Source organism: Nonomuraea sp. SYSU D8015, from assembly GCF_008065375.1.
Classification (GTDB): Bacteria; Actinomycetota; Actinomycetes; order Streptosporangiales; family Streptosporangiaceae; genus Nonomuraea.
In genome coordinates this window covers 794,711-808,818 of the sequence record NZ_VJYI01000003.1, presented here as the reverse complement: position 1 = coordinate 808,818, position 14,108 = coordinate 794,711, and the positions used below count along the sequence as shown (strand labels likewise).

The 14,108-nt window shown below is 71.0% G+C and carries 10 protein-coding genes; 2 read left to right on the top strand and 8 right to left on the bottom strand.

The window, feature by feature from the left end:
- Positions 1-12 precede the first annotated feature (12 nt).
- The 5 genes from ID574_RS19070 to ID574_RS19050 form a co-directional block, all read right to left on the bottom strand.
- Entirely contained in the window at positions 13-2,097 is a 2,085-nt protein-coding gene (locus tag ID574_RS19070) for an MMPL family transporter (protein WP_188190215.1), read from the bottom strand.
- 29 nt (positions 2,098-2,126) lie between these two features.
- The gene (locus tag ID574_RS19065) at positions 2,127-2,900 is read right to left on the bottom strand and encodes an ABC transporter permease (protein WP_188190214.1); all 774 of its coding nucleotides are present in this window, start codon (positions 2,898-2,900) and stop codon (positions 2,127-2,129) included.
- Between the two features lie 34 nt (positions 2,901-2,934).
- Positions 2,935-3,885: an ATP-binding cassette domain-containing protein gene (locus ID574_RS19060; RefSeq protein ID WP_188190213.1), complete on the bottom strand. Its 951-nt coding sequence runs from the start codon at positions 3,883-3,885 to the stop codon at positions 2,935-2,937.
- A 77-nt stretch (positions 3,886-3,962) separates the two neighbouring features.
- Entirely contained in the window at positions 3,963-4,445 is a 483-nt protein-coding gene (locus tag ID574_RS19055; protein ID WP_188190212.1) for a flavin reductase family protein, read from the bottom strand.
- Positions 4,442-5,443, bottom strand: a complete 1,002-nt coding sequence (locus tag ID574_RS19050) for a beta-ketoacyl-ACP synthase III (RefSeq protein WP_188190211.1) — start codon at positions 5,441-5,443, stop codon at positions 4,442-4,444. Before ID574_RS19050 ends, ID574_RS19055 begins: the two co-directional genes overlap by 4 nt.
- A gap of 139 nt (positions 5,444-5,582) precedes the next feature.
- Between ID574_RS19050 and ID574_RS19045 the strand changes: the two genes are divergently transcribed.
- Positions 5,583-5,843 carry an acyl carrier protein gene (locus tag ID574_RS19045; RefSeq protein ID WP_188190210.1) on the top strand — a complete coding sequence of 87 codons (261 nt, stop codon included), beginning with the start codon at positions 5,583-5,585 and terminating at the stop codon, positions 5,841-5,843.
- A gap of 70 nt (positions 5,844-5,913) precedes the next feature.
- Positions 5,914-9,072, top strand: a complete 3,159-nt coding sequence (locus tag ID574_RS19040) for an ATP-binding protein (protein ID WP_188190209.1) — start codon at positions 5,914-5,916, stop codon at positions 9,070-9,072.
- A gap of 2 nt (positions 9,073-9,074) precedes the next feature.
- On the opposite strand, the gene ID574_RS19035 is transcribed toward ID574_RS19040, so the two are convergent.
- The 3 genes from ID574_RS19035 to ID574_RS19020 all read right to left on the bottom strand — a co-directional run bounded on the left by ID574_RS19035 (position 9,075) and on the right by ID574_RS19020 (position 14,095).
- Positions 9,075-10,823: an acetyl/propionyl/methylcrotonyl-CoA carboxylase subunit alpha gene (locus ID574_RS19035; protein WP_188190208.1), complete on the bottom strand. Its 1,749-nt coding sequence runs from the start codon at positions 10,821-10,823 to the stop codon at positions 9,075-9,077.
- Positions 10,824-10,994: 171 nt separating this feature from the next.
- Complete coding sequence (locus ID574_RS19025) at positions 10,995-12,590, bottom strand: acyl-CoA carboxylase subunit beta (RefSeq protein ID WP_188190206.1); 1,596 nt, start codon at positions 12,588-12,590, stop codon at positions 10,995-10,997.
- Positions 12,587-14,095 (bottom strand): FAD-dependent monooxygenase, encoded by a 1,509-nt coding sequence (locus tag ID574_RS19020; RefSeq protein ID WP_188190205.1) that lies wholly within the window; start codon positions 14,093-14,095, stop codon positions 12,587-12,589. The genes ID574_RS19025 and ID574_RS19020 overlap by 4 nt, the downstream gene beginning before the upstream one ends.
- Between the last annotated feature and the right edge of the window lie 13 nt (positions 14,096-14,108).

Here is a 14,108-nt window from a genome sequence, read left to right as displayed (position 1 = left end):
GGTGCTCAAGCCTCATGGCGATGAGGCGTTCACGGGGCGCTCTGCGGTGGGCGACGGGGTGGTCGAAACGGGAACGGGAAGAGTGGGCCACCAGATACGGGAGCCCAGCAGCAGCGCGAGTCCCGGGACGAGGATGGAGCGGACCAGCAAGGTGTCGAGCAGGACGCCGAAGGCGACCAGCAGTCCGAGCTCGATCATGAAGACCAGCGGCAGCGTGGCCATGGCGCCGAAGGTGGCGGCCAGGACCACGCCCGCCGAGGTGATCACGCCACCGGTCGTCACCAGGGCGGCGACGACGCCCCTCGACGTGCCGGTCAGCGCGCTCTCCTCGCGGGCCCGGGTCATCAGGAAGATGTTGTAGTCCACGCCGAGTGCCACCAGGAACAGGAAGCCCAGAGTGATCAGCGTGGGGTCCAGTCCGGGCAGGCCGAGCACCTGGACGAAGAGGAAGGTCATCACTCCCAGGGCGGCGGCGAAGGAGATCACCACCGTGGCGATCAGGACCAGCGGCGCCACGATGGAGCGCAGCAGCAGGCCGAGGACCAGGGACACCGCGAGCAGGATCAACGGGATGAGCTTGCGCTCGTCGGCCGCGGCCGCTTTGACGGTGTCCAGGTTCTGGGCGCTCGGGCCGCCCACCCTGGCGGAGGGGTCGACCGCGGCGAGCCGGGTGCGGAGGGCCTCGATGGCGGCGTACTCGGCCGGGGTGTCGGGCTTGTCGCGGAGGAGCACCGCGAACTCGATCAGCCCGTTGCCGATCTGGCCCTTGGTGATCTGGGAGACGCCAGGCGTGCCCTGCGCGGCGGCGCGCAGCCGATCTCCCGTGTCCGCCTTGCCGATCACGATGAGCGGCTGGCCGCCGAGGTCGGGGAAGTGGGCGGGGATGAGCTGCAGCCCGCTGATCGACTCCGGCTTGTTGACGAACTGGTCCATCTGGCGCAGGGGACCTACCGGCGTCAGCAGGCCGAGCGCCATGACGCCGAGCAGCGCCAGCGACCCGGCCACGGCGGGGATCCGGCGGCGCGACACCAGGTCTCCGATCCGCGACCAGAGATTGTACGTGCTCGGCCCGCGGTCCCCGTCGCGGGGGATCCTGGGCCAGAAGGCGGGCCGTCCCAGGAGCACCAGCACGGCGGGGAACAGCGTCAGCATCGCCGCCAGAGCGCAGAGGATGGCCACGGTGGCGATCGGGCCGAGTCCCTTGAGGCTGTTCATGTCGGCGGCGAGCAGGCACATCAACCCGGCGATCACGGTGGCGGCGGAGGCGGCGACGGCGGGTGCGCTGCGCCGCCAGGCGATGCCCATGGCGATTCGCGGCTGCTGGTGCCGGCGGAGCTCTTCGCGGTATCGCGCGACGAGCAGCAGTGCGTAGTCGGTCGCCACCCCGAACACCAGGATGATCAGGATCGCCGAGTTCTGGTCGCTCACCGTCAGCCCGAACGCCTCCACCAGCAGGTATGTCCCCGCCTGCGACACCACGACGGCGGCGCCCGCGCACAGGAGCGGGATCAGCCAGAGGAGTGGGCTGCGGTAGGTCAGCACCAGGATCACGGCCACGACGACCGCGGCGGCGATCAGCAGGGTCTCGTCGATGCCGTCGAAGACGGTGTCGATGTCGGCCTCGATCCCGCCGGGGCCGGTCACCTTCACGTCGAGCCCGACGGGCCGGTCGGACACCACGGCCCGGAAGTCCTCGATATAGGACGACGGAACGCCCCGCTCGACCGGGACCGAGGCGATGGTGAAGGCCGCCTTCCCGTCGGGTGAGAGGTCGACCTTGCCCTCGTTCGGTGGAGGGACGCCGGGCTTGCCGAACTTCGCGACCAGGGTGTCGAGATGCCGCCGGGCGGTGTCCTTGTCCGCTTGCGTCAATCCGCTGCCGCGGACGTAGACGATCACGAACTCGTAGTCGTGCCCACGGGGGAGCTTCGTCTCAAGCTCGGTCACCTGGGTGGACTGGGCGCTCGACGGCAGATAGTCGACGACGCTGTCGCTCTTGACACCGTCGAGCTTGGCCGCCAGAGGAAGGGCGCCGGCGACCAAGGCCGCCCACAGGACGATCATCACCCAGGGTAGTGCCTTGACTGTGCGGTTCATCGGAGAAACTCCTTCGTCGGTGGGACCGGTCAGCCGGACTTCTGCCGGAACCGCCGGATGGCCAGCGGCGCGAAGACGGCCGTCAGGGCGGCGATCCACACTGCCGACCACATCAGCGGCCGGGCCACCTCACCGCCGAGCAGCAGCCCGCGCATGGTGTCCGCGACCGAGGTGACCGGATTGACGTTCACCCAGACCTGCAGCCAGCCGGGCATGGTGTCGGTCGGCACGAACAGGTTTCCGGTGAAGGCCAGCGGCAGGATGATCAGAAAGGCGAACTCCGACGCGCTCTCCGCGGCGCGCACGGTCAGTCCCAGCAGCGCCGAGCCCCACGACATGGCGAAGCCGAAGCACAGCAGCACCACGACGGCGGCCACGGTCTCGACGGCGCCGGTCTGAATGCGGAAGCCCAGGAGGGCTCCGACGATCAGCAGCACCACGATGGACAGCAGGTAGCGGACCATCTCGCCGAGGATGGCTCCGGTCAGAGGGGAGAACCGGGCGATCGGCAGGCTGCGGAAGCGATCGTAGACGCCCTTCTTGAAGTCGGTGCCCAGGGCGGTGCCCAGCCGCATCGTGGCGAACAGCGTCGCCTGCACGAGCATGCCGGGCAGGGCGAACTGCAGGTAGTCACGCCAGTCGCCCTTGATCGCGCCGCCGAACACGAACGTGAACAGCAGCACGATCACGATGGGCTGGACGACGAGCTCGATGATCTCCTCAGGGTTGGTCTTCAGGTGCAGCAGGCTCCGCCGGGTCAGCGTGAGCGTCTCTCGCGCGCCGGCGACGGGGACCGTGGTCATGAGTTCTCTTTCTCTCCTAGATCGGTTCGCCGGCTCATGAGCTCCGCGCGGCCGCGGCCGCGCGATGCCCGGTCAAGGTCAGGAACACCTCGTCCAGGCTGGGCCGTCGCAGTGCGAGTTCGGCCACCGCGACATCGGCCAGGTCGAGCCGGAGGACCACGGCACGCAGCACACCGGGTTCCACGACCGGTACGGTCACCCGCCGGTCCTCGACCGTGGCCGGACACTGCGCGATCTCGCTGATGATCGTGGCGACCGTTTCCCTGTCCCTCTCGTCCACCGGCCACACCTCGAGGACCTGACCGCCGATCTTGGTCTTCAGCTCGTACGGCGAGCCTTCGGCGATGACGCGGCCGTGGTCGAAGACCACGATGTGATCCGCGAGCTGGTCGGCTTCCTCCAGGTACTGGGTGGTCAGCAGCACGGTGGTGCCGTCGGCCACCAGCCCGCGGATCACCTCCCAGAGGCCGTCGCGTGCGGCAGGATCCAGACCGGTGGTCGGCTCGTCCAGGAACAGCACCTGCGGTCTGCCGATGAGGCTGGCGGCCAGGTCGAGCTTCCGGCGCATGCCGCCGGAGTAGGTGCCCGCCGCCCGCCTGGCGGCGTCGGTGAGCCCGAACTGTTCGAGCAGTTCCGTGGCCCGCCGGCGGGCCTCCTCACGCGAGAGGCCGAGCAGCCGTCCGATGACGAGCAGGTTGTCGAAGCCCGTGATGATCTCGTCCACGGCCGCGTACTGGCCGGTCAGGCCGATCACCTTCCGTACCTGCCTGGCCTGTCGCACGACGTCGTGGCCGCCTACATGGGCGCTGCCGCGGTCCGGCCGCGTCAGGGTGGCCAGGACGCGGACGGCCGTGGTCTTCCCGGCGCCGTTGGGGCCGAGAACTCCCAGGACCTGCCCTGGGCGTGCGGTGAAGCTGACGCCGTCGAGCGCGCGCGTGGAACCGTACTGCTTGCCGAGGTTCTCGGCCCGGATGGCGTAGGTCATGGCCCACCTCCTTCTCTCTGGATCGAGGATGGTCGCCGGCCCTGTCCCGGGCCGCACCACGCGCTGTTGCGGTGCTGTCATGAGGTGGAGGAGCTGAGCCGGTGAAAGGCGCGGTTGAAGTAGATGAGCGGAGCGCCGTTCTGGAACTGCACCCAATCGACCCGGCCGAGCAGGAGCATGTGGTCACCGGCGTCGTAGCGGTCCTGGATCGAGCACTCGATCGCGCACAGGGCCGAGTCGATCACGGGCAGGCCGGCGGGGGTCCGGCTGACGATGCCGGAGCCGAACTTGTCCGCCCTGGTGGTGGCGAAGCGGAGTGCGACCTCGTCCTGACCGTCGCGCAGCATGCTGACCGCGAAGCGTGCGCAGGAGGCGAAGACCGGGTAGCAGTTGGCCGTCTGCGCCAGGCACACCAGCAGGAGTGGCGGGCTCAGCGAGACCGAGCAGAAGGACGTCGCGGTGAAACCGTAGGGCTTGGCGTCCTCGTCCGTGGTGGTGATCACTGTCACGCCGCTGGCGAAGGCGGCCATGGCGGAGCGAAAGGTGTGTGGGGAGGTCATGGGAGGAGCACGACCTGTCCGGCGTAGTTGAGTCCCGCGCCGAAGCCCATCAGGAGGGCCATCCCACCGTGCGGCGCCCGCCCACCGCTCAGCAGGGCCTCCATGGCGAGCGGGATCGACGCGGCCGAGGTGTTGCCGCTGTGAGCGATGTCATCGGCGACCGAGACGTGGCCGGGTAGCTTGAGCCTGGCGGCCAGGATCTCGATCATCCGGAGGTTGGCCTGGTGCGGGATGAACGCGGCAAGGTCGTCCGCGGTGACCCCGGCCAGCTCCAGCGCCCGCCGGCCCGCGGGGACCATGTGCTCCACCGCCCAGCGGAAGACCCGGCGGCCGTCCATCTTCATCATCGGGGGTGGGAGCGTGGGATCGCCGCGGAAGGCACCCCATGAGGTGTTCATCCGCAGTGCCTCGCGGGAGGAGCCGTCGGCGCCCCGGACCACGGGGCCGATGCCGGGCACGTCGGAGGGACCCACCAGGACGGCGCCCGCGCCGTCCGCGAAGAGGAAGGCGATGCTCCGATCCGCCGGATCGACGATGTCGGTCATCCGCTCGGCACCGATGACCAGCACGTGCCTCGCCTGGCCCGTCGAGACCATGTCGCCCGCGATCGCGAGGGCGTGGCAGAAGCCGGCGCAGGCCGCCGACACATCGAAGGCCCCGGCCCTGACCGCGCCCAGGTCATCCGCCACCCTGACGGCCAGGGGCGGCGTCTGCACCAGGTTGGACATGCTGGCCAGCACGACGCAGTCGACCTGAGCGGCGCCGACGCCGGCGTGCTGGAGCGCCCTGCGCGCCGCCGACACGGCCATCACATCGAGCGTCTCGTCCTTCTCGGCGAACCGGCGGTAGTGGATGCCGGAGCGGTCGACGATCCATTCCTCCGTCGAGTCGATCCACTCGCAGATCTCTCTGTTGGTCACCACGCGGCGCGGCCGATGGACGCCCACTCCGAGAATCCGGCTGTGCGTCCGTGGCGCCGCCAGAAGCTGGCTGGTCATGGCAGTCTCGGACCTCCTTGCGTCGGTGTCCGGACCATGCTTGCCAGGCTCGGTGGAAAGCAGCTCAAAGACCGCTGGAAGCGACGGCCTCGAGCCCTTCTCGAGGATTCTTCCAAGGCTGCGCGTCATCTTGACCGGCATGAAGGAGTTCACATTCGACGACCTGAAGCGCGTCGTCAGCAGCTGTCTCGGCACCGCGGAGGCGGCCGAGCTCACCCTGGAGACCGCCGACGTGTCCTTCGACGAGCTCGGCCTGGACTCCCTGGCCAGATACGAGGTCGCCATGGTGCTTCAGGAGCAGCTCGGCCTGCCCATCCCAGACGAGGACATCGACCGCATGCTCTCCCCTCGCGCGGCGCTGGACTACGTGAACGAGAGGCTGGCCACGGCGGCATCCTGACCATCGGACCGATGGCGCCGGCTCATCCCCATGATCGCTCGGATGGCCGAAGCCGAGCTAAAGTCGCCCTGTGGAGTTTCGGATCCTGGGTCCTCTCGAGGTGCGGCGGGACGGCCGGCTGATCGAGGTCAGGGGCGCCCGGCTCCGAGCACTGCTCATCATGCTCGGCCTGAACGTCGGCCAGGTGATCCCGGCCGACCGGCTGATCAACGAGTTATGGGGCGACGAGGCGCCGGTCGACGCGGTCAACGCGCTGCACTCCCTGGTGTCGCGGCTGCGCTCGGCCATCGGCCGCGACAAGATCGATTCCCGGCTCGGCGGCTACCTGCTGGCGGCCGAGCCCGACGACCTCGACGCCCATCGGTTCGAGCGCCTGGCCGCCGCCGGCCAGGCCGCGCTCGCCGAGAAGGATTTCTCCCGCGCCGCCGAACTGCTCGGCCCGGCCCTCGAGCTGTGGCGCGGTCCCGCACTGCTCGACGTCGCCGACGCGGCGTTCGCCCAGGGCGCCATCGCGCGGCTGGGCGAGCTGCGGCTGTCGGCCACCAAAGACCGGATCGAGGCCGACCTCGCCCTGGGCCGCCATGCGAGCCTGCTGCCCGAGCTGGAGGCGCTCGCCGCCGCCCATCCGCTGGACGAACGGCTGCGCGCACTCCAGATGCGCGCCCTGTACGCGGCCGACCGGCAGGTGACTGCCCTCGAGGTCTACGAGCAGACCAAACGGGCCCTGGCGGAGGAGCTGGGCGTCGATCCCTCGCCCGAGCTGGAGACGACCTACCTGGCCGTGCTCCGGCGCGACGCCCTCGTACGGGGCGGCACTCGCCAGAAGAGGCGCACCAACCTGCGGGCGGCGCTCACGTCGTTCGTGGGCCGTGACGTCGAGGTGGAGCTGGTTGAGCGCTGCCTGGCGGAACATCGCCTGGTCACTCTGGTGGGCCCGGGTGGATCGGGCAAGACGCGACTGGCCAGGGAAGTGGGCGCGCGGGCGCTCCAGCGGACGCGGGACGAGGTCTGGCTGGTGGAACTGGCCGCGGTCACCGATCCGGCGGACATTCCGCGGACCATGGCCGCGGTCCTGCAGCCGCCGGAGGGAATCCTGCTGACCGGCGTGCGTGACGGCGAACCCCCTGCCTTCGACCTCGACCATCTCGTGACCGTGCTGGCCTCCCGGCGGATGTTGCTCATCCTCGACAACTGCGAGCACGTGATCGAGGAGGTCGCCCGGCTGGCCGAGGCGCTCCTGGGCTCCTGCGGCGGACTCCGGCTGCTGGCCACCAGCCGGGAGTCGCTGAACATCGCGGGGGAGAGACTCGCCCCGGTGCCGCCACTCCTGGTGCCGTCCGACGCGACACGGCTCGCGGAGGCACTCGACGCCCCCGCCGTGCGGCTGTTCGCCGACCGCGCCGCCGCGATGGTGCCCGGTTTCACGGTCTCCGAGCGCAACGTCGCGGACGTGGTGCGGATCTGCCGCAGACTGGATGGGATGCCGCTGGCCATCGAGCTGGCGGCGGCTCAGATGCGCGTGCTGTCCGTCGAACAGCTCGCCGAACGCCTCGATGACCGGTTTCGCCTCCTCGTCGGAGGCAGTCGTACGGCGTTCCCCCGCCACCAGACGCTCCGTGCGGTCGTGGACTGGAGCTGGGAACTGCTGGCTTCGCCGGAGCAGGCCCTGCTGCGGCGGTTGTCGGTGTTCGCGGGCGGAGCGACGCTGGAGTCGGCGGAGCATGTGGCGGGTGCGGATGTGTTGCCGCTGCTCGGTGTGCTGGCCGACAAGTCCCTGCTGCACGTGTCGCGAGAGCCCGCCGGCGTCCGCTACCGCATGCTGGAGACAGTACGTCTCTACGCCTTGGAGCGGCTCGACGAGTCCGGGGAGAAGGAGCGGCTGCGGCGGGCGCACGCCGCGCACTTCCTGGCGCTGGCCGAGCGCGCCGAACCCTGCTTACGTGGCCGGGACCAGGTGAGCTGGCTGGCCCGGCTCACTGCCGAGCACGACAACTTACGTGCCGCGCTGCGCCACGCGATCGAGACCCACGACGCCGGGACCGCCGTCCGGCTGGTGGCCGCACTCGGCTGGTACTGGCGGCTGACCGGGTCGCGTGGCGAGGGCGCGGAGTGGGCCAGGCAGGCGCTGGCGGTGAAGGCGGCCGCGCCCGCGGGGGCCACCGTGCTGGCCCTCCTGCTCGGCGGGCTGGACCTCGGCCGCAGCCCGGAACTGGCGGAGCGGGCGCGTGCGGCCGTCAGCGAGTGGCAGGCTCGCGGCGAGCCCGGTCACCATCCGTATCTCACCTTGGCCGAGCCCGCCCTCGCCCTCGCGGTGAGGGAGCGGACCGGGCATTTCGTGGAGCTCGTCTCCCGGCACGCCGACGACCCTGACGCCTGGACCCGGGCGACCGCGCTGTTGTGGCGGGGCATGCGCCGGCTGGACGACGCCGACCAGCAGGCAGTAGCGGACTTCGACGGTGCGCTCACGGCGTTCCGTTCGGTGGGGGACAGATGGGGCATGGCCTCGGCGCTGCGCGCTCTGGCCGAGATCGTCTCCGGCCGAGGCGAATACGACCGCGCCCGCACGGCGTACGCCGACGCCCTGCGGCTGTCCGACGAGCTGGGCGCCCGTCACGAGCGTCCCGGCCTCCTTTATCACCTGGCCACCATTCAGCTGGAGGACGGTGAGACCGAGGCGGGCCTGGCCAACCTGTACGAGGCGCGTGACCTCGCCCAGGACCTGGGCCAACCGGCCACGGTCGCCGGCGTGCACCTGCTCCTGGGCAACCACGCCCGTCGCGCAGGCGATCTCGAGCAGGCGCGCGAGCATCTGACGGCCGCCGCCGGCATCCTCGACGGCACCGACCTCGAGCTCATGGAGCTGCGTGCGCTCGTGATGACGTCGCTGGGCCTGCTCCACGCCACAGGAGGCCGGCTGGACGAGGCGGAGGAGTCGCACCATCAGGCGCTCGGCACGGCCGTCGGCAGCGAGGACGTGCCCGTGATCGGCGCCGTTCTGGTCGGTCTGGCCGACCTCGCCGCCCGGCGCGGAGACCATGACCGCGCCGCGGTGCTGCTCGGCGGCGCCGCGGCCATGGCGCCGGGGCCGGGGCTGTCGCGTGCGGATCTCTCCGCCATCACGCGGGCCGTGGCGGACCGGCTCGGGCAGGCCGCCCTCGACCGCCTCTTCGCCCGCGGCCGGGCGATGGACCGCGAGGAACTCATCGCGTACGGCCGGTCGAAGGCTTAGGGTCAGGCGACGATCTCGCACAAGACCGCGCCACCCGCGACCGTCTGGCCCACTTCGGCGGCCAAGCCCCTGATCACGCCGGCCTTGTGGGCGGTCAGCGGCTGCTCCATCTTCATGGCCTCCAGGATCAGGACCTTGTCTCCTTCCTGAATGGGGTCCCCGTCGGAGACGAACACCCGTACGACGGTTCCCTGCATGGGGCTCACCAGGGCGTCCCCGCCTGCCATCGGTCTACGTCCCGGCCTGCGGCGCCGTGTCTCGCTCTGCCGCGCGGGCGCGGCCGGCGCCGAGAATCCGGCGGGCAGCGACACCGAGACCCGCCGGCCGGCCACCTCGACGGTGAGCTGGTCCCGCTCGGCAGGGGCCTGGTGCGCGGCCTCCGCGTCGTAAGGCGGAATCAGGTTGATGAACTCCGTCTCGATCCACCTGGTGTGCACGGTGAACGGTTCGGCCGGGTCGGCGGGCGCGAACGCCGGATCGTCGAGGACCGCCCGGTGGAACGGCAGAACGGTGGGCATGCCCTCGATCTCGCAGTGGCCGAGCACCCGCCGGGCACGGGCCAGCGCCTCGACCCGGTCACGACCGGTGACGATCACCTTGGCGACGAGCGAGTCGAAGGCCTGCGGCACGGTCATTCCCTCGTCGTAGCCGAGGTCGACGCGTACGCCCGGCCCGGTGGGCAGCCGCAAGCGGGTGAGGGTGCCGGGCGCGGGCAGGAAGCCGCGTCCCGGGTCCTCGGCGTTGATCCGGAACTCGATGGAGTGCCCGCGTGCCGGCGGGTCGCCGTCGTCGAGGCGACCGCCCGCGGCGATGCGGAGCTGCTCGCGGACCAAATCGATACCGGACACTTCCTCGGTCACCGGATGCTCGACCTGCAGCCGGGTGTTCACCTCCAGGAACGTGACGGTTCCGTCGGCTCCCACCAGGAACTCGCAGGTGCCCGCGCCGGCGTAACCGGCCGCCTTCAAGATCGCCTTGGACGCGGTGGTGAGCACCCGCGTCTGATCGGCGGACAGGAACGGCGCGGGCGCCTCTTCCACGAGCTTCTGGTGGCGCCGCTGCAGGGTGCAGTCCCGCGTGGAGACCACCGTCACCGTGCCCTGACCGTCGGCCAGGCACTGGGTCTCCACGTGCCTGGGCCGGTCGAGATAGCGCTCGACGAAGCATTCGCCCCGTCCGAAGGCCGCCGCGGCCTCGCGCACCGCGGACTCGTACAGCGCAGGGATCTCCTCGGCCGTCCTGGCCACCTTCATTCCCCGCCCGCCGCCGCCGTGCGCCGCCTTGATCGCCACCGGCAGCCCGTGCTCGCGGGCGAAGGCGAGCACCTCCTCCGCGCTGGACACCGGTCCCGGCGTGCCGGGTACGAGCGGGGCACCGACAGCACGGGCGATCTCCCTGGCGCTCACCTTGTCGCCGAGCAGCCGGATCGCCGACGGGGGCGGGCCGATCCAGGTCAGTCCCGTGTCGATGACCGCCTGCGCGAAGGCGGCGTTCTCGGCCAGGAACCCGTATCCGGGGTGAACCGCGTCAGCGCCGGCACGCACCGCCACGTCGATCAGCCGGTCGATCCTGAGATAGGTCTCCGCCGCGGACTGCCCGGGCAACGCGTACGCCTCGTCGGCCACCCGGACGTGCAGGGCGTCCAGATCCTGCTCGGCATAGACGGCGACGCTGGCGAGGCCGGCGTCGCGGCAGGCGTGAGCGATCCGCACGGCGATCTCGCCACGGTTGGCGATAAGCACCTTATGCACGTGTTCTCCATGATCTAGGGGAGCGGTAGCGGGGTGCCGGAGGGTGGGGGAGCGGCCGCCGTACGGGGGAGCGAGGGGCCGGCGGCCGGGGGCGTGAGCCGGCGAGGAGCACGACGATCAGGGCGGCGAGCTCCTCCTCGGTCAGCTCGGCGCCGGTCACCTGGATGGTCATCAGAAGGGCGGGTTGCCGTGCTTGCGGGCGGGCAGGGGCTGATGTTTGGCCGCCAGCATCTCCAAGGAGCGGATGAGCGTGCGCCGGGTGTCCGCCGGGTCCACCACGTCGTCGACCAGACCCCGCTCGGCGGCGTAGTACGGATGCATCAGCTCCCGGCGGTATTCGGCGATCCGCGCGGCCCGGACGGCCTCCGGGTCCTCGGCCGCGGCGATCTCCCTGCGGAAGATCACGTTCGCCGCGCCCTCCGCCCCCATGACGGCGATCTCGTTGGTCGGCCAGGCGAACGACAGGTCCGCACCGATCGAGCGGGAGTCCATGACGATGTACGCCCCGCCGTACGCCTTGCGCAGGATCAGCTGGATCCTCGGCACGGTGGCGTTGCAGTAGGCGTACAGCAGCTTGGCTCCGTGCCGGATGATCCCGCCGTGCTCCTGCTCCACTCCCGGCAGGAAGCCGGGGACGTCGACGAGCGTGACCAGCGGGATGTTGAAGGCGTCGCAGGTCTGCACGAAGCGGGCGGCCTTGGCGGAGGCGTCGATGTCGAGCACCCCGGCGAAGGAGGCCGGCTGACTGGCCACGACGCCCACGACGCGGCCTCCCATGCGGCTGAACGCGCAGATGACGTTGGTGGCCCAGGTGGCGTGGACCTCGAGGAAGTCGCCGTGGTCGACGATCTCCTCGATCACTTCACGCATGTCGTAGGCCCGGCTGGGGTCGGCGGGCACCAGGTCCAGCAGCCTGTCGTTGCGCCGGTCGACCGGGTCGTCCAGGACCTCGTCCGGTGGCAGCTCGCGGTTGTTGGACGGCAGGAAGCCCAGCAGGTCGCGTACGGCGGCCAGGCACTCCTCCTCGTCGTCGCAGGCGAAGGCCGCCACCCCGGACACGCCCGCGTGCACGTCGGCCCCGCCCAGCTCGGCGTGCGTCACACTGGCCCCGGTCACGGCCTGCACCACGTCGGGGCCGGTGATGAACATCTGAGCGGTGTCGCGCACCATGAACACGAAGTCCGTCAGCGCGGGGGAGTAGGCCGCCCCGCCCGCGCAGGGCCCCATGATCACGCTGATCTGGGGGATCACACCGGACATTCTGGCGTTGCGTTGAAATATCCCGCCGTATCCGGCCAGGGCGGTGACGCCTTCCTGGATCCGCGCCCCGGCGCCGTCGCACAGGCCGACCAACGGCGCACCCGCGGCCTCGGCCAGATCCATGAGCTTGTGGATCTTCTGTGCGTGCGCCTCGCCGAGCGCGCCGCCGAACATCCTGAAGTCGTGGGCGTAGACGAAGACCGTCCGCCCGTGCACCTGTCCCCATCCCGTCACGACTCCGTCGGAATAGGGACGCTTCGCCTCCATGCCGAAACCGGTGGCCCGGTGTCGCCGCAGCGGCTCGACCTCGGTGAAGGTGTCCTTGTCGAAGAGCAGATCGAGGCGTTCACGCACGGTGAGCTTGCCCTTGGCGTGCTGCAGCGCCGTCCCCTCGGCGCTCGGTCCCTCCATGACGCGGGCCTTGAGCCTGCTCAGCTCGTCCACTCGGGCTCGCATGGCCGTCTCGTCGCCGAGACGGCCGGGGGCGCGTTCGTCCAGCGCGGTCATCCCGTCTTCCCTTCTCCGAACCAGGTGCGCAGGGCCCCGGCCAGTTCCTTCTCCTCCGGCTCGGCTCCCGCCGGCAGGACCCACGCCACGCAGCCGTCAGGCCTGAGCAGCAGCGCGTCGACTCCGTCGATCTTGGCCTGGGCGGTGACGATCCCGATCCGTTCGGACCAGCCGGCGGCCGCGGCGCGAACCTCGGCCCGATCGGCAAGGTCGAGCAGGAGCCCCCAGCCGGAACCCAGCCGTTCGCGGAGCGTCCCGCCCACACCGTCCAGGGGCAGGTCCGGACAGAGCGTTCCGACCAGCGGATGAGCATCCCCCAGGTCGTAGCGGACCGACTGGCCGGTCTTCATGTCCACGATGAGGCGGGTGACCGCTTCCATGGCGACGAGCCCGGAGAACAGCTCTCGCAGCGCGCGGCTCTGCGGGTCGGGCCGCATCAGCGCCGCCTGGGCACGGGTGTTGTGGAGCAGCACGGCGGCCACGGGGTGGCGTTCGGCGGTATAGGTGTCCAGCAGCCCCACAGGGGCCCAGCCCCGGATCTGGGCGGCCAGCTTCCAGCCCAGGTTCGCGGCGTCCACCAGGCCGACGTTGAGCCCCTGGCCACCGAACGGGGCGTAGATGTGCGCGGCGTCGCCCGCGAGCAGGACCCGTCCCTTGCGGTACGTCGTCGCCTGCCGTGCCTCGTCGGTATAGACGAACCCGGAGATCAACTCGTCGATGACCACGTCGGTTCCGCTGACCCGCCGAACGCTGGCCTGCAGGTCCGGCAGGGTCAAGGGGGCGTGGGGGTCTTCGGGCGGGCCGTCGAACTCCACGGCGGCCACGCGTTCCGCGCCGAACCCGGCGAAGACGAAGACGCCGCGGTCGGTGTGATGGAAGCCGCGGGCCAGTTTCGCCTTCTCCTCCTCGGCCAGTCGTACGACGCCGTCGCGACCGGTGAGGCTGGCCGGGGTGCCGACGAAGTCGAAGCCGGCCAACTCCCTCACGGTGCTGCGGCCGCCGTCGCAGCCGGCCAGGTAGGCGCAGCGCACCTGGAGCGGGCCGTCCGGGGTCGAGACGTCCACGCTCACGCCCTGATCGTCCTGGCTCAGGCCGACGACCTCGTGCTCGCGCCGCACCTCCACCCCCAGCCGGTCGGCGTGCCGGGCGAGCAGCGCCTCCAGCTCCGGCTGGTCGATGCGGATCCGGCGGCGGTCCGGGTCCGAGGCGAGCGACGGGTCGAGGAAGATCCCGCCGAAGTGCTCACGCGGGCCGCCGGGCCTGCCCGTGAGCTGTACGTCGCGGGCGATCGCGGCCTCCTCGGCCGCGCGCAGCTCGGCGGCCAGGCCCAGGCCGAACAGCGCCTCCGCCGCCAGAGGGCCCATCGAGCCCGCCTTGATCGCCTGCTCGGGACGGGCTCGGCGCTCCAGCACCAGCACCGACACCCCGGCCGAGCGCAGCTCGCAGGCGAGCATCAGTCCGACAGGGCCGCCGCCCGCCACGACGACCTCGAAGTAGTTGGCCATGTCTGCTCCTCGT

What these genes read in the sequence shown, in the direction of transcription:
- ID574_RS19050 (WP_188190211.1), bottom strand. Translation starts at nt 5,443, where the DNA reads ATGACCAGCCAGCTTCTGGCGGCGCCACGGACGCACAGCCGGATTCTC.
- ID574_RS19025 (WP_188190206.1), bottom strand. Translation starts at nt 12,590, where the DNA reads ATGACCGCGCTGGACGAACGCGCCCCCGGCCGTCTCGGCGACGAGACG.
- ID574_RS19045 (WP_188190210.1), top strand. Translation starts at nt 5,583, where the DNA reads ATGAAGGAGTTCACATTCGACGACCTGAAGCGCGTCGTCAGCAGCTGT.
- ID574_RS19020 (WP_188190205.1), bottom strand. Translation starts at nt 14,095, where the DNA reads ATGGCCAACTACTTCGAGGTCGTCGTGGCGGGCGGCGGCCCTGTCGGA.
- ID574_RS19055 (WP_188190212.1), bottom strand. Translation starts at nt 4,445, where the DNA reads ATGACCTCCCCACACACCTTTCGCTCCGCCATGGCCGCCTTCGCCAGC.
- ID574_RS19070 (WP_188190215.1), bottom strand. Translation starts at nt 2,097, where the DNA reads ATGAACCGCACAGTCAAGGCACTACCCTGGGTGATGATCGTCCTGTGG.
- ID574_RS19060 (WP_188190213.1), bottom strand. Translation starts at nt 3,885, where the DNA reads ATGACCTACGCCATCCGGGCCGAGAACCTCGGCAAGCAGTACGGTTCC.
- ID574_RS19065 (WP_188190214.1), bottom strand. Translation starts at nt 2,900, where the DNA reads ATGACCACGGTCCCCGTCGCCGGCGCGCGAGAGACGCTCACGCTGACC.